This is a genomic window from Stenomitos frigidus ULC18 (assembly GCF_003003795.1).
In the GTDB taxonomy this organism is placed as follows: domain Bacteria; phylum Cyanobacteriota; class Cyanobacteriia; order Leptolyngbyales; family Leptolyngbyaceae; genus Stenomitos; species Stenomitos frigidus_A.
Genome location: NZ_PVWK01000028.1, coordinates 1 through 24456, shown reverse-complemented (window position 1 = coordinate 24456; position 24456 = coordinate 1). Strand labels below are relative to the sequence as shown.

Below are 24456 nucleotides of genomic sequence, written 5' to 3'. Positions count from 1 at the left end.
ATTTTGGAACACCTCTCCAAACCGATTGCTACCTGACCCCAGATATTGCTACTTTTGTCAATGCGTAAGTCCTAACTGTGTTAAATCAAGGTGGGTGCGACGGCTCTGCAGCAACGTTTTCAACTTGTGATCGGCAACCGTCTGGTCAAACTGCCAGTCCAACTCCTGCTCAAGCGACTTGGCCAGACTGTTAAGGTCTCGGTAGGGATAACCCGTTTCTCTGGCCAAGGACAGCAACGCCAACTCGCGGGCAAAGGGCGTTTCATCGCCACTGCTGAGCTTGAGTAACCGCTCTCGCAGCGCCACAGTGTCTGGCTGTGCAGCCAAGTCGGGTGCTGGTGGCACAGCGGCCTGGGCAGCGGCGGCAAAGTCGGCCCAGCTAAACCCGGTATCGAGCGCATTGGACACATCCTAGCCCCTGACAGTACAACCGTCTGGCATGGGCACCAGTGCAATCTTGCCCCGATCGCCCAGGGCGAGTGCTAACTTGCGTGCTCCAGCCTCACCGGGAATGGTACCTGTTTGGGTTGGCGTATCATTGCGGTCAAAGAACAGCGTGACAGTTCCCGGTAACTGTGCGAGGTCCGCCTGTTTGGGCACCGTGCCGCACCCGGCAGTAGCGCAACAAACGGCCACGCTGGTTTGTAATTGCCGTGCCAGCCAACCCAATCGCATGGCATCCCATTCCCCTTCACAAAACCAGGTAGCTTCAGCCTGGTCGGGGTGATACGTGTAAAAAAGGGTCGCTGGTACACCGTACTGACTCCATTTGGGTAGTCCAGCAGGTCTCTCTTCGCCCGTCAACCAGGGTGCGAGTCGAAGCTTACGATAAAAGTGCCCTGACGCCTCCGCTGGAAGGTGCAGCGCGATCGCCCAGTAGCACTCCTTACTAGCGGCTTTATTGCCCTCTGGCGTCAGCCAATACGGCTCCAGTCCCAGACGGTAATGCGCGATCATTTCATGTGTAAAACCGCGTGCTTGCAACCATGCCAGTGCTTTGGTCTGAGGTTGACCGGCACTGTGCAGTAAGCGTTTCTGAGACTGCCGGACTCGTTCTTGAGAGATTGTGCGTGGTTGCGTGGGCGGTACAGCTTGAACGTGCTGCGATCGTACCTGGGAAACATTGGCGGCACTGCCTTTGGGAGCACCCAGCGCTTCTCGGATCTGTGCTGTCGTGCAGCCTCGCCAGCAGTGGTAAGCGCCCGTGGTCAAGTCGATGCTCAGGTTGCGCTGGTTGGCTTTGCCAGCTTGAACACAGGCAGGGCAGGCGGCACGCCCAGAGCGGTTGTGGTCCACCCAGGCACGGATGTCAAAAGGTTCGTGAGCTGAAGTTGGTTGGGTCATCGCGTCCTCTACAAAGTTTTAGGGGTCGTGGCGATCAATGCGTTGGTCTAGACAAAAAGGCATGACAACAGCGTTATCACAGCAACATCAGAAGCAGATCACGGCACCTCAAGCGCTGAGGACAGCACCGGGCAATGCCTTGGCGAGACCGCGATCGCATACCTGACAGCAAAGCAAATCAGCATAGAGTCAGCATCGCGCTAATGAAAACGCCTGATTTCTCACTTGCTAAGGTCAATGTTGACGAGCACGGTCTTGCCGGAAGCGCACCCAGCCCTTGGCTCACGACAATGGCTTTAAACTTGTCTTGCAGCGTTGCCTGGTGACGCTCAAGCGTGCTACGGCATGATCAGCAGAGACGCATGGTCGGAGACACCTTGCTGCTGCAACTGGCGCTTGAACGGTTGGTAGAGCGTTGCTGGCACCCCAAGAGACAGCCAGTAGCCTCCCAGCAGACGGCTCACCTGTCTTTTGATCTCGATCATACACAAAGTCTTTTGATTTTGCTGATTAAATGCTGATTAAATTCAGTAGATTGAGCAGCCCACAGAAATCATGCTGATCGAAAGCGGCAAAATATGAAGCGACCGCTGGTCGTGTTCAGCCTGAGATGGCTTTGCTGAGCGCATCCTTAAACACCTGCAAACCTGCCCAATCGCCGACCGGAAGCACTTATGGGCTTGACAAAAAGGCCTAATAGGAGGGGTTTAAGGTCATGTGGACTGGCTGACTACCTGGAAAAGAGGAGGTTCAACCTTCTTCTCGCTCTGGAGTGACAACATCGTCAGCGGCTCCAAGCCCTACCATCAGTTCGCCCCGGCCAATCAACTCAATCAATTCCGAAATACCCCGGCAGTGCAAGGTCTTCGCCACCGCCATGGCTCCTTCCCAGCCCGATTCCGTCACCGTCAGGGTACGACGCTTCTTCTCTTCATTAAAAGCAAGCGGTCTGCCCTCATGTTTCAGGTTCTCCAGGGACTTGGGATTCACCCTGGTAGGTTTGCGTGCTGGTTGAGTCATCGGTGTACGGTTGAAGGCTTGCCTTCCTGAACCAGGAATCTTTTCTAAAATACCACGTATAGTGTTGACCTAATCTATTAAACCACGTATAATATAGAGAGAAAGGCAAAAGTAAGGGTTACTTCGACACGCTGCTCCGGGTGATCATGCCGTCGAAACGACCGCTTGAGCCACAACGACCCCTCAAACCAGGAGAGCGCCCCGGTCTGGACAACTACGGCACTCTCCCGACTCACAATGAGCCCCTCAATTATGACCTTTATTGATGATTACCTTGCAGAAGTCCGCGACAGTCGCGACGAGAACACCAAGGCAGACCTCTATACCAGTCTTTATCTCGATGGAGCCGATGCGGCTGCGTTTGGTCGCTTACCGGAGTATGCCGACCCGGTGTATCTGGAAGGCTACTGCAACAAGCTGAAGGAGTTACCCAAAGATCCGGAAACCGGTAAGCTGCAGCACTATTCACCCCGTCAGCACTTCGCCTTCGGCTACATCGACGGGGCTGAGAAATTTTACACCGGTCATGACGAATTTTAGCCAGACGCAACCGTCTCATCGGGGTAAAGCATAGACTCTGCCCCGTTCAAGGCACTTTATACCAACCACTCAATGCACTTCATACCAATTCAAGGAGATTGATCATGGCAGCTTCCACGACGACAATGCTGACTCAAGCCAACGGACACCAGCCCAGAGCCGCTCAGGTTGCGTTACAGACACCCGCCGAACGTGATGACCGGGATGCCTTCGATTCGGAGGAATTTGAGGACGGACGGGCATCCCTGCCTTACCTCCAGATGCTCAATCATCAAGATCCGGAGCAGGCAGGGTTCTTCATCACAGCTGAGAATATGGAGGTGGTGCAGTTCACACCTAATGCTGAGTGGAGACCCTACACGGCAACCTTCCAGAGTGGCGAGACGGCAGAGGGTTATCGTAGCTTGGTGGCTCGGTTCTTGATTCTGCGTCGATCGCGCTTACTCATGTTTGAGCGGGAGTCAGGGGATTTTCTCGGCGAGTACCAAAAGTCTCAGTACGATCGCACCACGATGGTGCTGAAAACGCGTTATCTTGTCTTCCTGGTGGGCAAAAATAAGCAATTGCTACATGGGTCGCCCTTGCTGCTGACCACGAAGGGTAGTTTTTGCGGCAGTTTTGGGGAGACGGTCAAGACGTTTCACAGTGCTATGAGCAAGGCGTATGGAGTCGCAACGGGAGCAAGGAAACCGAGGGGCGATCGCTTTCTGGCGCTGTCCATTCTGGCCGTCCGCGTTCAGCCCGAACTGAAAGGTACAACGAAAAAGTCCTGGGTTTGTTCTGTGAGTGATTGTGGCATCCCGACCGCTGAAAATTGGCAGTCCTACTTTGTGGGCTATCACCCTGAACTCAAGGAAAAGGTGCTGGCAGTGTTCGAGGATTGGTCAGACTTCGGTAAGCCTCAGTCTGAGGTTGCCGCACAGGATTACCGCAGGCAGGAGTCGCAGGTTGCCGAGCATGAACATGACGATGGCGAGGACTGGCAAGAGACCAGTGCTGCCTACGAGGAACTTTAAAAAGCTGTCTCGGTGATGAAAGTGTGGTGCATCGCCAGCAATCTCGATGCCCTGGTGCAAAGCGACCCAGCCAGGGCATTAACCCTTTGAGGAAAGCAAGCCATGAAAACGTTAACGCTGGGAGACCATACCTTTTCGGTGGAGGGGCTGCACCCAGAAGCCCTGCGCCTGATGGTCTTTATCATCGCGGCGATCGTGGAAGAAGCCACCAGTCCCCGTGCCAGAGGCTTTGATGTGAGGCATACAGGCATTCTTGCCGATACGCTCGGTCAATACGCAGCCATTGAGCGATTGGAGCAACCCTGTGAGCGGTTTCGTGAACAATCCTTCTAACGTCCAGCACGATGCCCGTGCAAAGAACCAAAACGATGAAACTACAGGTCTTTTTGCCGGGTAGTTTGCAAAGCGCTGTTCTAACAGCAAGCAAGCGGCGGATTCAACTCATGCGGTGGATTGAGATCGCCTGTGAACTTTGGCAATCATGCTTTCCCTTTTGCTGACGATTCTGCCCTGGTAACGTCATGCCTCCCTCTGAGTGGTCTAAACCTTTCTTTCATAAATAGGGCTGTTTCGTCTCCAGTGGCAACGTTATACTACTGGTCAACCATGCTCCTGTAGAAAATTCATGAGTGGTGAGACATCAACGAAGAAAATTCTGATTCTGACTGCCAATCCCAAAGACACATCCAAACTGCGCCTGGATGAGGAAGTGCGAGCCATCAGGCAACGCTTGCGCCAAGCCAAGGAGCGGGATACCTTCGTTGTTGCATCGGAATGGGCGGTGCGGACGGGCGATCTTCAGCAGGCTCTGTTCGATTTTGAGCCACAGATTGTGCATTTCTGCGGGCATGGCGTTGGAGAAGAGGGACTGGCCTTTGAAAACGAGACTGGTCAGGCAAAATTGGTGAGTGCAACGGCCCTGGCTGGTCTGTTCAAACTCTTTAAGGGTCGTGGATTAATTAATCTGAACCATTTCCCTTCTGTAGGGACGTTCCATGGAACGTCCCTACAGAAAGAATTGCACCTTATTAAATCTGTGTTCCTAAGAGTCAGGTGGAATGTGTCCTATTGAACGCCTGCTATTCCGAGGTGCAAGCAACCGCGATCGCGAAACATATTCCTTATGTCGTTGGTATGAAACTGGCGATCGGCGATCAAGCCGCGATCGCCTTTGCCGATGGCTTTTATGGAGCGTTAGGAGCAGGACGATCGTTTGAGGATGCCTATGCGTTTGGTTGTAATCGGATTCAGCTAGAAACCATCCCGGAACATCTAACTCCTGTCCTTAAAGCTAAGCGGAAAACGAAAGCCCCGTCTAGTCAGCAGCAATCGACTCAGCAAGTTGTGGAGCCTATGCCACAGACAAAAGAGCACAAACCATTTCAGACCTCAGGCACCAGTCTGAAGGTCTTCATCAGTTATCGGACGAAAGACCCGGATCTGAGTCTTGCCCAGGAGTTTTATCAAGCATTGAAGGCCGCAGGGCATGACGTCTTCCTGGCAGGGGCAAGTATTCGTCTGGGAGAAGATTGGTCTGAGCGAATTGATCAGGAACTGGAGCAATGTGATTATTTTTTGCTGTTGCTGTCGCGCCAATCTGCCACCAGTGAAATGGTGACGGAAGAAGTGAGGCGGGCAAAGCAGTTGCAGGATACACGCCCTGAGCGGAAGCCTTTGCTGCTGCCCATTCGGGTTAACTTTCCGCTCAGTTCACCCCTGAACTACGACTTACGGGGCTATTTGCAGCGGATTCAGCAGCGGGAGTGGCAAGCGCCTGCGGATACGCCGGTCCTCCTACAAGAAGTTCTGAGCTTGCTGGCAGGGGAGCGTATTCCTGAGCCTCCTGACTCAGAAGCGGGTGAAACGCCACCACCGCCAGACGATTTTGACCATCCCCCGTTGCCTGTTGCCGAACCGGAATTGCCGGAAGGGCAGGTGAAGCTGGTTTCGCCGTTCTACATGGAGCGTCCCCCGATCGAGCGCAAGTGCTATGACGAGATTTTGACACCCGGTGCCCTGATTCGGATTAAGGCTCCTCGACAGATGGGCAAAACCTCTTTGATGGCGCGAGTGTTGCAACAGGCAGGAGCACAAGGGTATCAGACGGTGCCCCTGAGCTTTCAACTAGCCGATGGCAGCATCTTTGCCGATTTAAAGGACTTTTTGCAGTGGTTTTGTGCCAGCGTCAGTTGGAAGCTGGGACTGCCTGAGCGACTGGAGGGGAATTGGTCCAGAATTTTGGGGGCGAAGGTCAACTGCACTAACTATTTTGAGCAACACATCTTGTCAGAAATTACCAGTCCGCTGGCGTTGGGACTGGATGAGGTGGATCTGGTCTTTCAGCATCCAGAGATTGCGGCTGATTTCTTTGGGCTGTTACGGGCGTGGCATGAGGACGCGAAGGATAAAGACCTGTGGAAGAAGTTGCGGTTGGTGGTGGTGCATTCGACGGAGGTTTACATTCCGATGAATATCAACCAGTCGCCGTTTAATGTAGGGTTGTCGATCGAGCTACCGGAGTTGAAGCCAGAAGCGGTGCAGGAGCTGGCTCAACGCCATGAACTGCGGTGGCACTTAGCACAAGTGGAGCAACTGATGCAGATGGTGGGGGGACATCCTTACCTGGTGCGGGTGGCGCTGTACAGGTCTACGCCAAGAAAAACTAACTACTAATCAGATAATTTCCAAAGATAAATTGTATCTTGACCTTTCACATGATTTCCTAGTGCCGCTTTATCCATTAATTAGCGTTCATTACTGCACTTCATGTAAAGCTCATGAAACCTACATGATAGATAGGTGGGAAGGTGAAAGTGGTCGTACTGTTCTCAAAGGTTTTGAGCGCGGTCATACCCACGATAACAATGAGATTGCTAAAAAAGTGGGTGATGATTTCGCAGATTGGCTGCAAAACTTACCTTTTGAAAAAGAACCTTGAACTCACTACAGGAAAAATTTCTAAGTGTAAAAATATTGTTGGGGCATAACAAGTGCTAAATCAAAGGTGAGTCAACGATGGAAAACAACTTATTGCAGCGCATCACTCATAATCCAGACATCTGTCATGGCAAACCTTGTATTCGTGGGTTGCGCTACCCTGTTGAATTTATTCTTGAACTTCTCAGCTCTGGCATGACGACTGAAGAAATTCTTGCCGACTACGACGATCTGGAAACAGACGATATCCTTGCCGTTCTTCTTTTTGCTGCCCGCCTTAGCCAAGTCAAAAGCATCCACAAACTGGCATCATGAAGTTCCTCGTCGATGCTCAACTTCCCATTAGGCTAGCCCGACTGCTTCAAGAGGCGGGACATGACACTATCCACATCAGAGAACTCCCTCAGCAAAATGCGACTCCAGATTCAAGCATCAATACACTTTCCCTTCAGCAAGAACGAGTCGTTATTACCAAAGACTCAGATTTTGTCGATTCTTTTCTTACTGTGCAGCAACCCTATAAGCTTCTGCTTGTAACAACAGGGAATATCAAAAACTCAGAGCTAGAAAGGCTTTTTTTGGCAAACTTACCAACTATTCTTGATCTGCTCTCCCAGCACACTTACATCGAATTGAGTCGAGACTCTGTGATTGTTCATCAGTAAAAGATGAACTCGCTTTTGTTCCCACCAATCATGTGTTACTTCGATCGGCTCTCCACTCTCCAGACCCTCGACTAACAGAGACTCAACGCGCTCCTGCTGGGCGATGCGCTCCTGCTCTCGCACAATCAGATGATAAACATAGTCATTGGCAGAGTTGAAGCCTGCGGCGATCGCCCGCTCCTCTACAAACGTTTGCATCTGGTCTGGAAGAGAGATGTTCAGCATTCGCTATCAACCTCAAGACATGGCATCATTGCTTTTAGGATAGCTAAAAATGTGGGTTAACTCGCTCAAGCCACTGTTTGATCCCTTTTTTTGTTGGCACTCCCCCCGCTGTAAATGCCCAAATAGCGTGCCTCCGCTTCGGACTATAGCTAATGTGAATCGGTCGGTTTATTCCATAGTAGTACAGCGCATCAAACGGCAACTGCTGCTCCAGAATCCACTCCACTAAGCGATCGCTCTCTAACCCCGCAATCTGAAAATCACAGGCAGCACCGAGGCGGCTACAGTAATACCTCCCATTACGGTTCATCTCATGAGCCATGTGCTGATCCCGACTCGGATCAACTCGCCCGTTTTTGATCCCTGTTGCTGGATCTTTCTGACTCAAAAACCGCTTCAAATCTTTTGAGCAGAACCCGTAGGTCAACTGAAACTGCTCCATACTAAAGTGATCAATCACCGGGTCAAGGATATGCTGACACAGAGCCTCTAACGCTGGAAGCGTCTCCTCCAAGTTTTTCGGGTACGGGTCAATGCGATCGGCGTACTTGCAGTAAGTCTGGGTACATGTACAGAACTGTTCCAGTGTCAGATACTTTCCAAATGGTTCATTCTGCATCATCTGACATTTCTCGACGCTGAGCGGCAAATTTAACGGTCAACGGAACGATCGCGACTTTGGGAGCGCTGCTGAGCTTTTTCGGACGGTACCGGACGTAGGGATTGAAGCTCCTGCACCTGCGCCACCGTCCCCTTCGCATACTGTTCAAGCACTTCAGGTTTCACCTGCCGCACCTCCCGCTGAAAGCGAGCATAGGGACTGTGCTGGAGCAAAGCCGCGATCGCCTCTGGTGCTTCCCCCGCCTTCAAAGCTGCTGCCGCCACTTTCTGATCCAACTGAATCGCTGTCAGGTCGCTGCCAACATGTTCTCGGTAGAGATCCGGATAGTTCCAGACTTTGCCAGTTACCGTACTGGCAAAATCCACAAACCGTTGTCGCTGGGCTGTCTCCACCGTTGACTGAGCATACTGGAGTAACCCAGGCAGTGCGGCCTGCTTGGCTTCTGGGGACAGCGTCCGTGTCTGGAATTGGGTAAACGGTCCTTGTGCCAGCAGTTGTGTCACTACGCGGGGCGCGTTGCCTGCTTGCAGAGCTAACTTTGCCAGGTTCTGATCCAATGCTTGAGCCGCTTGTTGAACATCGGGGCGATCGCTAGCGTAACGCTCATAAAGACTGAGATAGTTGAGCGCTGAAGCTCCCACTACAACTCTGGCGAAAGCAAGATATTGCTCGCGGATTGATCGCGCCTTCTCGGTTTCTGGCTCCCGTGGTTGGGACGCAGCTGCTCCAGCAGCATTTTTAGCAAGCGCTTCAGAGGCACCTTTCTGTCCACCAGCTTGAGAAGCCGATGCTTTGCTTTGGCTCTCCTGGTACGGCTCAGTTGCGTCTGTCACAGTTGCCCCCATTCACTCATACTGCATCACTGAATTCATCCAGCATGCCACCATCTGTTACCAGTGCCAGAGTGCCAGGAAGACTGGTTTGAGCACTTTCTGCCTCTTGCGGTGACGCTGAAGGGGCGCTGATGGTACTACTTTGCAAATTACCAGTTGCGCCTGGGAGTGGTTGCTGTAAAGGAGCAGGAGCGATCGTGTGCCGAAACGATGCCTCCAAACCAAAGGCTTCTTGCAAGTGTTGAATCTGTTCTTCCAAGCGCCAGATGGACTGCTGTGCCAAGTCTTTTAGTTCGGCCTCGGTATAGGCACCGTTTTCCTGGTAGGCGAACGGTAACCAGAAAGCACGAGTGGCAGTCGCCGCTTTTTCTTTGCCGCCGTAGGTCTTGTGGATGAGCCAGGAAAAGGTGATGCCATTCGGCGAATGACGGTCTGGCTCAAAGATGAACCGCACTCGCTCTTTGTTAACGGGTTTAGTGCTACCTGTCTCAGTGGGCGTAGGGGCGGTGCTTCGAGGTTTAGCCATGATTCGGGAATTTAAAGAGGCGTTTGCGTCAGCCGGCTAAGAGGCACCAAGCTGTCTTCCAACCAACTGATACCCTATTTTAACTGAGTCTATCAATGATTGCTGACCTGATGCTGATTGTTTTTAGTGGACACTGACGATTGCTAAAAGTGTGCTGGTTCTATGCTGCCAATTTCACTTAGCAAGGACTGGCGGACGCGATCGCGGTTCACCAGATACTTGCTTACACCACAAATTAAGCACACCAAAGCGATTGTCTCGCCTCCTGGATTACCTCGTGCTAAAAACCATCCGCAGACCAATCGGTGTCTAATGCGTCGAGACAACCCTTGTAAAGCCAGCCCCAGCCACTCCTCAATCAAGAAGCTCACCTTCACTCTGCTCCACCGCAACTGACAGTTGCTATGCAATTGACATGGTTGTCAGCCACGACAAGTCCCTGATACCAAAGCTTTTGTGGTGAAGTTGATCGTTTGACAAAACGGTGCCCACAGGACGTGCAACGAGATTATGGCAGTCTCTTGCCTACCTGCATCCTTTATCACTTATCCCCGACTGCCCCATTGGTTCACCCGTGCGACTTGCTAACGACACTGCCCAGGGAAACTGTCCAGTGATCGCCGGCTTTCCTGACGGAGCAACGCCTGCGCTCTCCTACCTGCAAGACCAGCAACAACAGCAATCGATCCAGAACCCTATTGGCTAGCTGGATGCAGCAAGCGCTGATGGGTGGGCTTTGGAGCTTCTCCAAGCGATCGTCCCTACTGGCTTGAGAGCGTGGTTCAAGCAGGCAAAGGCGGCAGGGATGGGGTCCCAGGATCTCGCTGCTGCTGCAAGGACAGTCCTGACCTTTCCCCAACCCACCTGATCGCCCGTTCAAGCACAAAAAACTGCACACCAAACACGGAAAGATAAGCGGTGAAAAGGGTCAATTTAGTACTAATGTATGGTTGGTTCGTGCAACGACTGATCCGTGCTGTGCACAGGCAACACCAACGCTCCCTTCTGGTCTGTCAATTGGTCTGTAAAGTCCTATGACCCAAATTCCCTTCGATCAGTTGGCCAAGGAATTCCTCCAGGAGCTTTTGACGCCCCTGGGTACAGTAGAACGCAGTTTTGAGGTGCCTGGGGAACCCCGCTTGATTGATGTCTGGTTCCAACCGCATCCATCGCCAGTTGAGAAGACAGCACCCCAGACCCTCTTAGAGCGCATCACGGCAACCCCCTGTGCCTTTGAACCGTTTCGCAAGCCACCCACTCGGCAAGAGATTCGCGGCTGTCTGCTCAAACTCCTCTGGGTGCAGGACGAGGCACTGAGGCAAAATGATGCTATCCCTGACTCCCAATTGCCGATACTCTGGATTCTCTCAAGCTCGGTATCGAAGCCGATTCTCAAGGAGGGCAAGGCAGAAGTCAGCGAGGACTGGCTCCCCGGTATTTACTTTTGTGGCAATCTGTTCAAGACGGTGCTTGTGGTGATCCAGGAACTGCCTGAGACCGAGGAAACCCTCTGGCTGCGCCTCCTCGGAAGCGGTACAACCCAGGAAAAAGCAGTTCGAGAGGTGCTGGCATTGCCAGTCGATGATCCCCAACGCCAGCGCATTTTGCAAATGCTGACCAGTTGGAAAGTTAGAATGGAACTGATTGGAACACTCGACACAGAGGATGAGGCATGGCTTATGGCTCTATCACAGGCATATCTCGAATGGGAACAGCAGACTGAACAGCGGGGCGAGCAGCGCGGTGAAGAGCGGGGTCGCCAGGAAGGGGAGCGATCGCTCATTCTCCTTCTACTCACTCAAAAATTCGGCTCTCTGCCTGATCGCCTCGCTGAACAAATCAGTACCCTCAGGCGAGAACAGCTGGAAGCCCTGGCAGTGGCACTGTTAAACTTTTCCAGACTGACTGACCTGGAGCGTTGGCTGGAGCAAGACGCGAACCAGCCAGGGCCGAATGGATGAAGCAGATTGCCTGTCCGCTCACTCAACAATCCAAATCATCCGATTCTTTAGCAAAACTCTTTTTCTTCCCTCCGTGTCCAGCAGTCGAACGGGTCTTGGCTTGAGCCACAGGCGATCGCCTCCCTTCCCTTCCGGCTTCAGGCTGCTCTGCTTCAGCCCCTGACCTGAAGCGATCGCCCCCTACTTAAACCTGGTAGCACTCGTCGGTGTTGCTGAAAAGTAGGATGATTGAGCACGAAGCTCCAGGCATCCACTATCGTTTTCATTCCTAGAATCAGCAGCACCCATGCCTCTGTTCTGCATCTATTTTTGGGGGAAGATTGGGGAGAAAATTTTAACTGACCGCTGAAGCCCCCATCCTAAAGTAGTTTCAAGACTATAGCTCCAACCTTGGGGTAGTAGGGGTCGTGAGTTCGAATCTCGCCGCTCCGATAGTGCAAAACCCGCTCTAGCAGCGGGTTTTGTTGCTTTAAATCGTTCTGCTTTAACTAGGATGTGGCTTAATCAAGATTCCAAACGCGCACCTTCAGAGGCTAGAAGTTCTCGTTGGTTCGATTAGGAAAGGATATCTCAAGCACAACACACCCAACGTCTGTCTTGAATGGGCCGTGAAGCTCGCCGGGTGGTCTACTAGCATAGTGTCCACTCTCCAGCCACAGATCAAAGGCTTGGTCATAGAGACGACCACTCACTACAAAGACCTCCTCAGGATAGGGATGACTTTTGCTGCCAAAGGGCGTCGTATCTGCGCCGGGGTAAAACCGGGTTAGACGGGTATATTCGCCAGTTCTTTCATCTCTGCTTAAGGTCAATTCTTCTGCGATCGTGTCTAACCCCTCGATCGGCTGCCATTGCCCATTGTTTGCTGAATTTAATGGATTCCAGTAGGTGGTAGTAGATTTTGGCATACGGCTTCTCCTAATTGATCCCGTTAGAAGATTAGTTCAACGCCGAAAAAATTCGTATCGCTGACTCAAGTCCGGTTTCTGGCAATTGTTCACAGTGTACCCTGTGAACATCCATCCTTATTGAAATGGCTACTACGGATGAGGCAATCATGTGCGAAAGCTTTTGCACATCGAGTCAATATATGTCAGTACTAACCAAGCTTCTCAGTTGTGATATTTGTGAAAACTTGATCAAAGGCATTCTTTCGTCTGTAACATTCTTGATGTTTAATTTCACTTGTAAAAGCATCTTTGATTGTAGAACAGAGTTTTATCTATTTTTTAATATTTCGATGTGCCAGTTGGAAGTTTGGAATGTGGGTGGGAGCAAAAGGGCAGTGGCGATCAAGAAGGGGTTAACTACAGGCACGCAGCATTTCAAGCATGCTTGAGAACTAAGAACAGTTCTCTGTACCACTGAGTTTGGAAGCTAACTTCACACATTTTACAAGTAGAAATACGGTCGAAGTTGAATTTGTTTTGAGATCATTCTGGCTCTAAGCAGCGGAGCTTAAGATCAGTAAAAATGCAGAAGTGCTGGCATAAACAGCATTGATGCAAAGTTTCTATGAATCTATAAACGTTCTGTTCATTCAAGATTTAATACCGGGAACGCTAATAATGCGAGCGTGGAAGGTAAACGTAATGGCTGATAACTCTAGCATTTTTGATAACAGCACACTGACCCAGCGATTAATCACTGCTGCAACGTCTGGTACACAAACTTTTTCTAACACTGCAACTGACACTAGCTACTCACTTGACTCACTTGACTCCCAGGATTTCTTTCGCCTTCGCCTCAGTCAGCGTAGTAGTGTCGTTCTCACACTGACCCCTCAAAATGCTAATGCTGACATTGCCATTCTTGATGCTGGTGGTGTTTTACAACAGTCTACCAATGGCGGTACTCTGACGGACGCGATCGCTACAGGTTCCCTTAATGCTGGTGATTATTACATTCGAGTTTCATTGGCCGATACCAACACGAGCACCAATTACACCCTTAGAGTGAATACGACTAACGCCTCACGAGCAGATCTGCTCTGGCGGAACTCTAGCAGTGGTCAAAATGCTGTTTGGGCAATGAATGGGAACAGCCTTGTCAGCAGTTCTTATATCACTCCAGTTGGCGACCCCAACTGGAAAATTCAAGCGGCCGCTGATTTCAATGGTGATGGTATTCCAGATCTGTTCTGGCGCAACTACAACGGTGGCCAAAATGCCGTCTGGCTCATGAACGCCGATAATACATTCCGCGCCGCAGCTTATTTGACCGCGATTACCGACCCCAATTGGAAAATTGCAGGCACTGGGGATTTTGATGCCGATGGACAAACTGACCTGATCTGGCGCAATTATGCTACGGGCGATAATGCTTACTGGCTACTGAATGGTACAACCATCAAAACATCGGGCTATTTGCCGAGTGTGCCTGATGTGAATGCACGGGTAAATGGAATTGGGGACTTTAATGGTGACGGCAAGCCAGATCTGGTTTGGCGAAATTATCAAACTGGTCAGAATTCGATTTGGCTAATGAATGGGCTCTCACTCACTTCAGTTGTTTCCTTTCAAGCGGTTAATGATCCTAACTGGAATATTGTCGGCATTGGAGATTCTAATGGCGACGGCAAGCAAGATATTGCGTGGCGAAACAACGTAACGGGTCAAAGTGTCTTCTGGTTAATGGCGGGCACCACCTATTCAACTAATACAACGCTTCCGACAGTTGCCGATCCGAGTTGGCAAATTAGCGCGGTCATCACGGGGCAACCGCCCAGTATGCTAGCAGGCAGCAGCATTGGATCTGCCTTTAACATTGGCACCTTGAACAATACAGGAAGCTATGGAGACAGCATTGGCGGAGTAAGTAACCCAAACGGTTATTACAAGTTCAGTTTGTCGACTGCTAGTGTACTAAATCTCTCCCTTACAGGTTTAAATGCAGGCACAAATGCCGACCTGCAGGTAATTAAAGACACGGATGGTAATGGTGCCATTAGTAGCCAATCAGAAATCCTTACAGCTTCGGTAAATTTAGGCAATGCCGATGAACTCATTTCTAATCTTTCATTAGCATCTGGCACTTACTTTATTCGTGTTTTCTCCTCCTCAACTCAAGTCTCCCCATACGCTTTGAGCGTTAGTTCAGCCACTGAAAAGCAGATTGACTTAGCGCCAACTCCGGCAACCACTTTTACCATTACACGTACCGATGGCAGCGCGCTACCAGCCACTGTGAGCTTGAAAACTGGTACCAGTACCTATTTATCTTCAGTGATGGTCAACTACTCAATTCGGAACACCAGTGCGGGCAATGTGACACCATCCTCGTTCAAAGTCTCGTTCTATCTGTCGCGGGATAATGTAATTACAGCCAGCGATCTTCTTTTGGGCACGATCGACCCCAACACTGGCAATAGTGATAAAGATGTGTTTGTTCCTAACCTGGCGCCAGGCGCAAGTTGGACGAAACAGCAAACTCTGAGTCTGCTTGCGCAAGCCGATTCATGGTGGGGCGGCGATCAAACTTACTATGTTGGGATGGTCATCGACTCTGGCAATCAGGTCGCTGAGTCTAACGAATCGAACAACACAGCTAGTGCGGCGATCGCCATCCGAGACACACTACAACCCGATCTACTGGGTGGAGGGTTGACCATTACTCAAGCAACAGCCGCCCCAAACCAGGCGATCAGCTTTACTGGAATCATCAAAAACATTGGTAACAAGGTTGCCGGCTCGACGCGCGCGTTAGTCAAATTCTACTTCTCTAACGATGACGTTCTTGATGGTAGTGACACGGTGATCGCGACTGCTAACATTGCTCCTGTTGCGGCACAGAGTAGCCTGTCGTTTAATAGCCAGGTGGGTCCACCGACTGGAAACACGTTACCCGCTGCCTTCTTCACAACGACCAGCATTCTAACTCCAGATTCTACCTGGGAGGGTTGGAGGGGGAATGGGCGATACTATATCTGCATGTATATTGACTTCTTTGACGCGGCCGTAGAAGGTTATTCTAAAGAGAATAATTTGAATTACGGTAGAGTGCTTGGTCAGTATACAGATTACGACTTTATCGATATTACGAATGCTCCTAATAACACGCCTGTGTAAATGTAAGAGCAGCCCTTAGACGCTAGAACAAAAGAGACGCTTGTTATAAGCGTCTCTTTTGTTTGACAAGCGATTGTTTGAGCAGACTGTCAGCGCTTAACGCACTGAAAACGCTTCGCTAAAGCGGCGAGTAATGGGTTCAATCAGGAAGTCCAGAATTGATTTCTTACGGGTGACAATTTCAGCGGTAGCTGCCATACCGGGAGTAAAATCAACGACTTGACCGCGAACATCGATCGACCGTTTGTTTAGTCGAATGCGTGTGGGAAAGACGAGCCCCACATCTTTCTCGACGATCGCGTTAGGGCTGACTTTAATGACATCCCCTTCCACAATGCCAAATTCCTGATACGGGAAGGTTGCTAATTTCACTTTTGTTTTCATGTTCTCGTGGATGAAGCCGATATCCCGATTAAGGATTTTGACCTCTAACACGACACTCTCATCTTTGGGAAGAATGGATAGCAGCTCCTCTCCAGACTGAACAGGACCTTTCGTTGCTTTGACGTTATAGACCGTGCCATCAAACGGGGACGTAATCGTTTCACGTTCTCGCTGTTTTTGTGCTTGAGTTAGCTGTCCCTCAACCGATGCCTGTTCTTCCTGGCGTTTGGTGAATTGAGTCAGAATCTCACTTTTTCGCTGGGAATCAAGGCTGCTTGCCGTATTTTGGGCAGAAGCATACGCTTCTGCAGCCTGGCGGATGCGCTCCTCTTGTGCATCGAGTTCTTTTTCAAGCGAGACAACTTTGTCCTTAGCTTGAGTGACTTCATCTTGAGAACGAATGTAGTCAAGCTGTGGGACAGCGCCACTACCTTTGAGCGAGCTGAGCGCTTTTTCACGGATTTGAGCATTTTTGAGCCCATCTCTGGCATTAATCAGGTTGGCTTGTAAGCGCGCTAACGTTGCCGATGCTTCACTACGGGTTGCCAGCTGTCGCTGCGCTTCACCGAGAGCGGCAGCTTTCTTTTTGTCAAACTCGCTGAGACGAGCTTGTAAAAGTTGGTCTTGTACCAGAGTGCCTGTGCTGGCGTTGCCAGTTCGCTCTGCTTGCAGGCGAGCGATATCTTCGCGAATCAACTTGGAGGACTGTGTCAAGCGATCGACTTCAGCTTGTGGCAGCCCAGGGTCCATGGCGATCAGCCTCTGACCTTTTTGAATCGTGTCGCCTTCCTTGACGCTAATTTGCTGGATGTTGCCATTGGCTCCAGCTCGGATAGGGCGTACTTCTGTAAAGGGGATGAGTTGACCTTGAGCGATCGCAACTTCATCAATCTTACTGAAATGTGCCCAGGCAATAGTGCCAAAGACAAGTACGCTGATACCACCTGCCAGCAAGCGTGTGTAGAGTGGGGGCAATTCTTGGACAGCCTTGCCCAACTCATAGGAAAGAGACTCCTTAGGGTCGGCTAGCTGTTGCTTAATCTGTCTGGACTGTGCAGGCGTAGAAGATATAGAGACTTTCATGCGGTTACTGCCTCTGCTAAAAGCGTGCTTGGCGAACATGGACAGCGTGGACGCTTCGTTTAAAGTGCCTGCTTCACGAGCGCATTTCGACTTGAGTAACAAAAACTTAATATTTCTTCAAAACTTTCAAGCTAGAAAGCGCGCGCGATCGTCATTAACGCGACACACTAGAAGTCTATCCATCCGTTCAGAGCTGAATCGAGTTACCGTGTTTCAACTTTTGCGACCGCTTGTGCAAGCCATACAGCCATGGCTAGTGCCATTTTGTTTCTTCTCTGCCTGGACGATCGTGGGGCTTTTGGGTTGGAGCGTTTGGACAGCCACGCGGGATACGATCGCCCGCAGTCGGCAAATGCATCGAATTCCTTGTGCTCGCTGCCAATTCTTTACCAGCGATTATCATCTTAAGTGCACCGTACGCCCTTCCACGGCCTTGACCGAGGAGGCCATTAGCTGCCCTGACTACGAGCCTTGCGCTAGCATTTACCCAGCCAATCGTCAGACACTGTCATAGCTGTGAAGAGAAACAGACGGGATGTTGATTCAAAAGCTGCATGCATGCCCCGAATTTATTGCGGGCGATGGCACATTGCTACGCGAGTTGCTGCATCCAGACAAACAAGCGATTGACCTACGCTATAGCTTGGCGCATGCGATCGTCCCAAGTGGGCAAACATCTCTGCCACACTCGCTGGAAACCTCTGAAGTCTATTACATTCTCGGCGGCAAGGGTGAGATGTACATCGATGGCGAACGTCAGGTGGTTGAACCTGGAGACGCTATTTATATCCCACCCCAAGCTGAACAGTGCATCCGTAATGAGGGTACGGAACCACTGATATTTATCTGCATTGTTGACCCTGCATGGCGTCAGGAAGACGAAACCATTTACGCCGAGCCGCGTTAATGTGAGATGGCGATTACTCGGGGTTCGCGTCTGGAAAGCGGTTGTTAGGAATTTGTTCTGCTTCGGGGCAATCATCGGAAACGGCAGGCTCGACGTTGCCTTTCGGAACAGATGCTAGTTTTTGTGTGACAGCACCAATGCTCTCCAAGCGAACCATTTCTTCCCAAGAACAGTTTTCTTCTTCTTCTTCGGTCTCATAGCGTAGGGTCACTAAGTCTCCTTCAATGTCAAGGATGCGTGCCCGCTCAATCCAACGCTGCTGGTCCCGCAAGAAGATCCAGACTTCGCGACCGTCGCAACACAGTTGATAAATCTTGCGGTGTAACATGTTGCTTCTCCTGAGCAGTGAGTTTTGTCAAAGACTTCGTGCAACGGCCCCGTGGCAGGAAACGCTGCTTGCATCGTCGTTGAGGCTGGCATACATAGTCTGATCAAAGCGTAAACCCATGCCAATGAGCCTACTTTTTACCTGCCAAGCAGATTTCAACATCTGCTCAACAAGCCTCTGACCGCAAGGCATTGAGTAGACTGAATAAAAAAACTCAGCCTCATGTGAGTGGTGAAAAATAGCTCTAGAGCGCCTTTGAAGAGAAAAAGTAGCTAATAAGGGCATTATTCAGGAATAATTGGTGATTTCAGGGAGGTCTGCATAGGGTAAAAACGTGAGCGCAGACCTTCACAGGGGAAAACGGCTTGGCGCGTGTACAAGTAGGAGTACAGACAGGTAAGCGTTGACGCGGAGCAACCAGTCATAAGCGTCTATGGATCCAGCCATCGTGCCTAGCATTCTCCCTAACTAAACGTGCAACAGGCTTGGTTAACTTCAGCCTCTTAAGTATCGGATTGTACCAACTATTCTAGCGATTGTTAAGCAAGGTGAGGATCATTTGGTTACGGGATGATACAAAGTGCAGCATTGACGGGCGATCGCGCAACGAAATTTTATTTTTAGCCTGCAGAAACGGAGTTTCTGCACACGAATTTGTTCTTTGAGCCTCCCAGTCGTGTCTAGAAACTCGACTTCTCTTAAAGTTAAGTGTGTGTTTGTGTCGGTGTCCTCATTGGTTCGATGAGGCTTTAGGTCTTGTGGAGAATGAAATGCTACTGCAACTGAGTACCTGGTTAGAAGTAGACGTTTATCTGGAGCAGTCAAAGGGCATTATTTTGCCGATCGGCTCGACCGAGCAACATGGACCCACAGGCTTGATTGGGACAGATGCGATTTGTGCCGAGGCGATCGCGCGTGGGGTCGGCGAAGCCACTCATGCACTGGTGGGTCCAACCATTAATGTCGGTATGGCGCTGCATCATACCGCCTTTCCAGGGAGTATGAGCCTCCGACCCAGTACACTCATTTTGGTCATTCGAGACTATGTGACCTGTCTGGCACGAGCAGGCTTTACGCGCTTTTTTTTCATCAACGGGCATGGAGGCAATGTGGCAACGCTCAAGGCAGCCTTCTCTGAGGTCTATGCCACCCTGGTTGACTTGAATGTGTCAAATGCAGAGCAGGTGCAGTGCCAGGTCAGTAACTGGTATATGTGTGGCTCGGTATATCAACTGGCAAAAGAGCTGTATGGCGACCAGGAAGGCTCTCATGCAACGCCCAGTGAGGTCGCGCTGACTCAGTATATTTACCCAGACGCGATGAAGCAGGCTCCCTTGAGTGAGTCGGTAGCGAAAGGTCACAAGATTTACGGAGCCGCTGCTTTTCGCCGTCGTTACCCAGATGGTCGGATGGGCTCAAACCCAGCACTTGCTACCCCTGGCCACGGCAAGCAGTTCTATGAGTTGGCAGTGAAAGAATTGAGTAGTGCGTACCTGGAGTTTTTGGGCACTACGTCTCTGTCAAGCTAGGGGTAACGAAAATTGAAAGCGACTGCCTTGGCCCAGTTGGCTTTGCACTTCGATCGTACCCCCTTGAAGTTCGACCAGACGGCGGGAAATGGCTAGCCCAATGCCAGTGCCACCCGAATGACGATCGCGCGATCGATCCGATCGCCAGAAGCGCTCAAATACGTGCGGTAAGTCTTCTGTGGCAAGCCCCTGCCCTGTATCGATCACAGCGATCCAGAGGCGCTTTGACTGGCTGCGGGCTCGAATGGTGATCGTGCCTTCGCTGGTGTAACGCAGTGCGTTGCCTAACAGATTAATGAGCACCTGCTCTACCCGTTCGGGATCTGCCAAAGTCGGCGGCAGGTCAGGTGGACAATCCAGTTCTAAGACGGGGCCTTCTTCCAGCAGCTGATCAGAAAATTTTTGCACTAAAGAGACGAGCAGCGGTCGGACATCAAATTTTTGCGCACGTATGGGCAGGTAGCCTGCTTCTGCCTGGGAGAGTTCTTGAAGGTCATTGACGAGATGGCGAAGGCGAGCCGTTTCTCGGGCAAGCCGTTGATACATGTCAACCGATGGCTCGATCGTGCCATCTGCCAAGCCTTCTAGATAACCTTCGACGACTGTGAGCGGTGTACGTAATTCGTGTGTCAGGTCGCTCACCAACTCGCGGCGACGTTGTTCCACGCCTTCAAGGTTAGAGGCCATGCGGTTAAAGCTGAGCGCCAGTTGGTTCAATTCTGGAATGTCGCTGTTGGGTAAGCGCTCCTTCAAGTGCCCCGCTGCAACTTTCTGCGTGACTTCCTCCATCTGAATCAAGGGCTGCATGATCCGCTTTGACACTAGATAGCTCAGACCGCCTGCTGCCGTACCGCCGATCGCCACCGACCAGAGCGCGCCTCGACTCCAGGCTGACTCAAACCCTTCCGTCAATTCTCGCCGGAACAAGGTCAGCAAGCTAGAACCACTCACTTCCTCCATTTTTTCAAGATGCAGCACAAAGAGTCGTGGCGAGTAAAGCTTGCCAACTGTTAAGAGCGTACTGAGTCCCACAATCATGACGATCAGGTGGGAGAGAAAGAGTCGCGTTCGTAAGCCAAGTCGAGCCATGTCAGGTAAGGAGTAGGGGAGGAGTAGGGAAGCAAGGGAAGCAAGGGGGGTAAGGGGAGGGTTTGAGTTTTGAGTTTTGAGTAGCGCTTTGCGCCGCTACGCTAGAGAGTTTTGAGTTGTAGGAGAGGAGTGAGGAGTGAAGGTTTTGAGTTTAGCCTCTAGCGCTCTGCCCACTAGCCACTAAGGGACTTCCGTCAAAATAATCATCTGTACGGGCGGTTTATTGCTTCGAACTCCCCAACTACCAACATTTTTTCTGCTCTCTACGATGCTGTTGGATCTTCAAATTTATAGCCAACCCCGATGACGGTTTTCACGAAGGTGGGATTGGCAGGATCTGGCTCAATCTTTTTACGGAGACGGGCGATGTGCGTATCAACCACTCGTTCATCACCAAAAAAGTTGTTGCCCCAGAGTTTATCGATCAATTGAGTGCGGTTCCAGACGCGACCGGGGTAGCTCATAAAGGTAGATAGCAAATCAAACTCCAGCGTAGTGAGTTCAAGGGGTTCGAGTTGTTCAGTCTCGCCACAGCGTTGTGCCGATCGCTGGTCAACATCCACAAAGAAATGCTGAGTGCGGTAAATCTGACTTTGCCCTCCTTGGCGCAGGGTTCGCCGAAACAAGGCGCGTACTCGTGCCACCAACTCTTTGGGGCTGAATGGTTTGACCATGTAATCATCAGCGCCAGTGGATAAGCCGATGATGCGATCGATCTCCTCTCCTTTGGCGGTCAGCATGAGAATGTAGGGATCTTTAACGCCAGCTTTTTGCCGAATTCTGGCGCAGACTTCCAACCCATCAAGACCAGGAATCATTAAATCCAGGATGATCAGATCAGGCTTTTGCTCCTGAAAGACTTGGAGGGCGTTAATCCCATCCCGACAAACCCGACAGCTAAAGCCTTCTTTCTCCAGGTAGAGCTGAACGAGTTGGGCAATTTCAGCCTCATCTTCCACAATTAAAATTTCCATCTGAGTCGCCTCAACGGTGCTACCTGCATTTTGCGCTAGAAAACTGATGTTTCGATCGCAGTTACTTTAATGCATGGTCTCCATACAATGAAATATGGTGAAGTGGCAGACTAGGATGAGCGATCGCCAGTCATATCGTCTCGCTATAGTCATCGTTAAGGCTTCGAGAGTAGGATATTAGGAACCGCTTTATCTCCAATTGCCCAATGGAATCCGCCACACACCAGGGGGATTTGCAGCGCTTAGCTCAACAGTTGCAGACACCATTACTAGCGCTGCCAAACGCCAGAGACCTACAGATCCAATGTGTGATCCGGCAGGACAAGCTCATGGTTTTGGGTCAGCATCCGCCTGACGAAACGCCTGAACCATCGGTGGTTTTCGGCATATTAGAACAGACGCTGCAGAGCTTGCTGCCTGAATTGGCGCAGGAATTCAGGCTTGGGCAAGACGAGGCTCCGGTTCACGGCAAACTTTATCTGCGCGTTTTGGGGCAGCAGCAGCCCTATGCGGCTCGCAGCTTTCAGTTGTCAACGCCGATCGTGGAGCCCTTTCCAAGCACTGAAGCGCTGTTTGAGCCATTGGTCGAGCCAGCGATCGCAGAACAAAGCCTGGACAGAGATCTGGGCAGCCATGCAGCGGATGACTCTGCCGATCAACGTTTCTCTGACCTGACTCCATTCAGCCCTGAACTAGAACAATCATCTGATCAAGCTCCGTTACCAAGGCGATCGCCCCTCTTGCCGTGGCTGCTTGCAGGCGTGGGCGTGAGTCTAATCTGCTTTGGGACAGGGTTGTGGGTGATGTCGCGTCCGTGCATGGTAGGTGCCTGTGAGCCGTTACAGACTGCGCAGACGCTTAGCCAGCAGTCAACGCAAGCCATCCAAACGGCGCAAACGGGACAAGACTTGCAGCGGGCACAGCAGCAGCTGACGGACGCCAAGCGGCAATTGGAAGCGATTCCAGCCTGGTCAAGTCATCATCAAGAGGCGCAAGCCTTACAGCAGACGTATCAGACTCAGCTTCAGACACTCGATCTGGTCTTGGCAGCAGAAAGTAATGCAGCCACAGCGACTCAAAAAAGTCAGACCTTGCCCCAGTCGGCAGCGTCATTGCAGGCAACGCAGGCACTGTGGCGAGAGGCGATCGCCCAACTGCAAACGGTGTCTCAAACCAATGCTCTCTATGCCTTCGCTCAACAACGTCTCTCTGCGTATGAGTCGAACCTGGCCGCGATCGGTAAACTCACCACGGCCGAACAGCAAGCACAGAAAAAGCTGGTGACCGCCAAAGAAACAGCTAAAGTCGCGGAAGTCAGACAGGGGATTGCCCGCACGCCAGAGAACTGGCAGCTAGCCCAAACAACCTGGCAAGTTGTCATCAACACGCTGAAGCAGATTCCCGCCAGTGCCACCAGTTACGCTGAGGCGCAACAGCTTCTGTCTGACTACCAACCAAAACTAACGGCCGCGCGCGATCGCGCTACCCAGGAGCAGATTTCCCAAAAAGCCTTTACGCAAGCGCTGGCACTGGCCCAAAAAGCCGAAATTGCACAACGCAACAATCAGTGGTCGCAGGCAGTGGCAAATTGGCGCGAGGCCCTGACCAATGTCAAGCAAGTGCCCAAAAACACGGCTTACTCTGAGCCAGCACAGCCTCTGGTAGCCTCTTACAGTCTTTCTCTCAAGCAAGCAGAAGCCCAACTGCAGGTTGCCGCCGTCATGCAACGCACACAGGACGATCTGAATCGCCTTTGTGCCGGAACGCCGAAGATGTGCAGCTATACGATCGCGAATAATTTGATTCGAGTGCAGTTCACCGCCTCCTACGAACGGAAATTGCGCATGGCGTTCATTGTGGGTCAATCAGGCGATCGTGGCACTTTAGGCGGTGCCGTTAATCACATTGAAACCCTCCAAACGGCCCTTCAGACCATCTCTGACAACGCAGGCGTACCGCTCGAAGTCTACAACGCTGACGGCAGTGATTTGATTGGGTCGTTTAATCCGAAGGGTTGAAGGGCGAGGGGTAAGCAAAGAGATTTCAAGAGAACTCCCACAATCTCGCTCTTTGCCGCTATACTAAATGAGACGACGCGGGGTAGAGCAGTCTGGTAGCTCGTCGGGCTCATAACCCGAAGGTCCATGGTTCAAATCCATGCCCCGCCACCAAGTCAATTCAGCTAATAGAATAAAGTCCTGTCAGTGGTTTCTCTGACAGGACTTTATTCTATGGTTAACTATTTCCTAGCGCTGCCGTTGCCCCGATAGAATGAGAGGAATGCCGACTTTCGACGTAATACCAATTCTTTTTAAAGATGCATAGAATCGTAGCGATTGTCTTGAAAGTCAAGGGGAATGAAGCAAATCTTTTGTGCTCCAAATACTCATGACAAAGTAACGGCAC

The 24456-nt window shown here is 51.1% G+C and carries 29 protein-coding genes and 1 tRNA gene; 16 read left to right on the top strand and 14 right to left on the bottom strand.

Annotated features, from left to right (window positions below):
• Positions 1 to 57: 57 nt before the first annotated feature.
• The 4 genes from C7B82_RS05870 to C7B82_RS05860 all read right to left on the bottom strand — a co-directional run bounded on the left by C7B82_RS05870 (position 58) and on the right by C7B82_RS05860 (position 2364).
• Entirely contained in the window at positions 58 to 408 is a 351-nt protein-coding gene (locus C7B82_RS05870; protein ID WP_106255373.1) for a hypothetical protein, read from the bottom strand.
• A 3-nt stretch (positions 409 to 411) separates the two neighbouring features.
• Entirely contained in the window at positions 412 to 1344 is a 933-nt protein-coding gene (locus C7B82_RS05865; RefSeq protein ID WP_106255372.1) for a hypothetical protein, read from the bottom strand.
• A gap of 338 nt (positions 1345 to 1682) precedes the next feature.
• A complete protein-coding gene (locus C7B82_RS31970) occupies positions 1683 to 1829 on the bottom strand; it encodes a hypothetical protein (protein ID WP_181357364.1) in 147 nt (48 codons plus the stop codon).
• A gap of 265 nt (positions 1830 to 2094) precedes the next feature.
• On the bottom strand, positions 2095 to 2364 hold the full coding sequence (locus tag C7B82_RS05860; protein WP_106255371.1) for a hypothetical protein: 270 nt from the start codon (positions 2362 to 2364) through the stop codon (positions 2095 to 2097).
• 237 nt (positions 2365 to 2601) lie between these two features.
• On the opposite strand from C7B82_RS05860, the gene C7B82_RS05855 reads away from it, so the two are divergent.
• The 8 genes from C7B82_RS05855 to C7B82_RS05825 all read left to right on the top strand — a co-directional run bounded on the left by C7B82_RS05855 (position 2602) and on the right by C7B82_RS05825 (position 7522).
• Complete coding sequence (locus C7B82_RS05855; RefSeq protein ID WP_146141064.1) at positions 2602 to 2904, top strand: hypothetical protein; 303 nt, start codon at positions 2602 to 2604, stop codon at positions 2902 to 2904.
• Between the two features lie 104 nt (positions 2905 to 3008).
• Positions 3009 to 3920 (top strand): DUF5895 domain-containing protein, encoded by a 912-nt coding sequence (locus tag C7B82_RS05850; RefSeq protein ID WP_106255369.1) that lies wholly within the window; start codon positions 3009 to 3011, stop codon positions 3918 to 3920.
• Between the two features lie 102 nt (positions 3921 to 4022).
• The gene (locus C7B82_RS05845) at positions 4023 to 4253 is read left to right on the top strand and encodes a hypothetical protein (RefSeq protein WP_106255368.1); all 231 of its coding nucleotides are present in this window, start codon (positions 4023 to 4025) and stop codon (positions 4251 to 4253) included.
• Positions 4254 to 4545: 292 nt separating this feature from the next.
• A complete protein-coding gene (locus tag C7B82_RS05840; protein WP_106255367.1) occupies positions 4546 to 4992 on the top strand; it encodes a CHAT domain-containing protein in 447 nt (148 codons plus the stop codon).
• A complete protein-coding gene (locus C7B82_RS05835; protein ID WP_245939753.1) occupies positions 4989 to 6593 on the top strand; it encodes an AAA-like domain-containing protein in 1605 nt (534 codons plus the stop codon). Before C7B82_RS05840 ends, C7B82_RS05835 begins: the two co-directional genes overlap by 4 nt.
• Positions 6594 to 6645: 52 nt before the next feature.
• On the top strand, positions 6646 to 6858 hold the full coding sequence (locus C7B82_RS31340) for a hypothetical protein (protein ID WP_146141063.1): 213 nt from the start codon (positions 6646 to 6648) through the stop codon (positions 6856 to 6858).
• Positions 6859 to 6935: 77 nt separating this feature from the next.
• Positions 6936 to 7172, top strand: coding sequence for a DUF433 domain-containing protein (locus tag C7B82_RS05830; protein ID WP_106255366.1), 237 nt, complete (start codon positions 6936 to 6938; stop codon positions 7170 to 7172).
• On the top strand, positions 7169 to 7522 hold the full coding sequence (locus tag C7B82_RS05825; protein ID WP_106255365.1) for a DUF5615 family PIN-like protein: 354 nt from the start codon (positions 7169 to 7171) through the stop codon (positions 7520 to 7522). Before C7B82_RS05830 ends, C7B82_RS05825 begins: the two co-directional genes overlap by 4 nt.
• Here the strand turns inward: C7B82_RS05825 and C7B82_RS05820 are convergent.
• The 5 genes from C7B82_RS05820 to C7B82_RS31335 form a co-directional block, all read right to left on the bottom strand.
• Entirely contained in the window at positions 7445 to 7747 is a 303-nt protein-coding gene (locus C7B82_RS05820) for a ribbon-helix-helix domain-containing protein (RefSeq protein ID WP_245939752.1), read from the bottom strand. The genes C7B82_RS05825 and C7B82_RS05820 overlap by 78 nt on opposite strands.
• A 43-nt stretch (positions 7748 to 7790) precedes the next feature.
• Positions 7791 to 8366, bottom strand: a complete 576-nt coding sequence (locus C7B82_RS05815; protein ID WP_106255375.1) for a hypothetical protein — start codon at positions 8364 to 8366, stop codon at positions 7791 to 7793.
• Between the two features lie 32 nt (positions 8367 to 8398).
• Complete coding sequence (locus C7B82_RS05810; protein ID WP_181357363.1) at positions 8399 to 9202, bottom strand: hypothetical protein; 804 nt, start codon at positions 9200 to 9202, stop codon at positions 8399 to 8401.
• A 16-nt stretch (positions 9203 to 9218) separates the two neighbouring features.
• A complete protein-coding gene (locus tag C7B82_RS33620; protein ID WP_245939751.1) occupies positions 9219 to 9728 on the bottom strand; it encodes a hypothetical protein in 510 nt (169 codons plus the stop codon).
• Positions 9729 to 9871: 143 nt separating this feature from the next.
• Entirely contained in the window at positions 9872 to 10099 is a 228-nt protein-coding gene (locus tag C7B82_RS31335) for a hypothetical protein (protein ID WP_146141062.1), read from the bottom strand.
• A gap of 203 nt (positions 10100 to 10302) precedes the next feature.
• Between C7B82_RS31335 and C7B82_RS34175 the strand changes: the two genes are divergently transcribed.
• Complete coding sequence (locus C7B82_RS34175; protein ID WP_281258931.1) at positions 10303 to 10434, top strand: hypothetical protein; 132 nt, start codon at positions 10303 to 10305, stop codon at positions 10432 to 10434.
• Between the two features lie 328 nt (positions 10435 to 10762).
• Positions 10763 to 11689, top strand: coding sequence for a DUF4351 domain-containing protein (locus C7B82_RS33615; RefSeq protein WP_106255364.1), 927 nt, complete (start codon positions 10763 to 10765; stop codon positions 11687 to 11689).
• A gap of 533 nt (positions 11690 to 12222) precedes the next feature.
• Here C7B82_RS33615 and C7B82_RS05795 read toward each other — a convergent pair.
• Positions 12223 to 12597: a cupin domain-containing protein gene (locus C7B82_RS05795; RefSeq protein ID WP_106255363.1), complete on the bottom strand. Its 375-nt coding sequence runs from the start codon at positions 12595 to 12597 to the stop codon at positions 12223 to 12225.
• 684 nt (positions 12598 to 13281) lie between these two features.
• Here C7B82_RS05795 and C7B82_RS05785 point away from each other — a divergent pair.
• The gene (locus C7B82_RS05785) at positions 13282 to 15756 is read left to right on the top strand and encodes an FG-GAP-like repeat-containing protein (RefSeq protein WP_181357362.1); all 2475 of its coding nucleotides are present in this window, start codon (positions 13282 to 13284) and stop codon (positions 15754 to 15756) included.
• Between the two features lie 96 nt (positions 15757 to 15852).
• Here the strand turns inward: C7B82_RS05785 and C7B82_RS05780 are convergent, their stop codons facing one another.
• A complete protein-coding gene (locus C7B82_RS05780) occupies positions 15853 to 17223 on the bottom strand; it encodes an HlyD family type I secretion periplasmic adaptor subunit (RefSeq protein ID WP_106255374.1) in 1371 nt (456 codons plus the stop codon).
• A 208-nt stretch (positions 17224 to 17431) separates the two neighbouring features.
• Between C7B82_RS05780 and C7B82_RS05775 the strand changes: the two genes are divergently transcribed.
• A complete protein-coding gene (locus tag C7B82_RS05775; protein WP_106255360.1) occupies positions 17432 to 17737 on the top strand; it encodes a hypothetical protein in 306 nt (101 codons plus the stop codon).
• Between the two features lie 21 nt (positions 17738 to 17758).
• Complete coding sequence (locus tag C7B82_RS05770) at positions 17759 to 18130, top strand: cupin domain-containing protein (protein WP_106255359.1); 372 nt, start codon at positions 17759 to 17761, stop codon at positions 18128 to 18130.
• Between the two features lie 13 nt (positions 18131 to 18143).
• On the opposite strand, the gene C7B82_RS05765 is transcribed toward C7B82_RS05770, so the two are convergent.
• Complete coding sequence (locus C7B82_RS05765) at positions 18144 to 18458, bottom strand: DUF6679 family protein (RefSeq protein WP_106255358.1); 315 nt, start codon at positions 18456 to 18458, stop codon at positions 18144 to 18146.
• Positions 18459 to 19228: 770 nt separating this feature from the next.
• On the opposite strand from C7B82_RS05765, the gene C7B82_RS05760 reads away from it, so the two are divergent.
• Complete coding sequence (locus C7B82_RS05760; protein WP_106255357.1) at positions 19229 to 19987, top strand: creatininase family protein; 759 nt, start codon at positions 19229 to 19231, stop codon at positions 19985 to 19987.
• On the opposite strand, the gene C7B82_RS05755 is transcribed toward C7B82_RS05760, so the two are convergent.
• Positions 19979 to 21076 (bottom strand): sensor histidine kinase, encoded by a 1098-nt coding sequence (locus C7B82_RS05755; RefSeq protein ID WP_106255356.1) that lies wholly within the window; start codon positions 21074 to 21076, stop codon positions 19979 to 19981. The two genes, C7B82_RS05760 and C7B82_RS05755, sit on opposite strands and share 9 nt — an antisense overlap.
• A 263-nt stretch (positions 21077 to 21339) precedes the next feature.
• Positions 21340 to 22050, bottom strand: a complete 711-nt coding sequence (locus C7B82_RS05750; protein WP_106255355.1) for a response regulator transcription factor — start codon at positions 22048 to 22050, stop codon at positions 21340 to 21342.
• 206 nt (positions 22051 to 22256) lie between these two features.
• Here C7B82_RS05750 and C7B82_RS05745 point away from each other — a divergent pair, with 206 nt between their 5' ends.
• Together C7B82_RS05745 and C7B82_RS05740 are read left to right on the top strand one after the other, a co-directional pair.
• On the top strand, positions 22257 to 24068 hold the full coding sequence (locus C7B82_RS05745; RefSeq protein WP_106255354.1) for a hypothetical protein: 1812 nt from the start codon (positions 22257 to 22259) through the stop codon (positions 24066 to 24068).
• Between the two features lie 76 nt (positions 24069 to 24144).
• Positions 24145 to 24221: transfer RNA gene (locus C7B82_RS05740), tRNA-Met, on the top strand.
• The last annotated feature ends 235 nt before the right edge of the window (positions 24222 to 24456 follow it).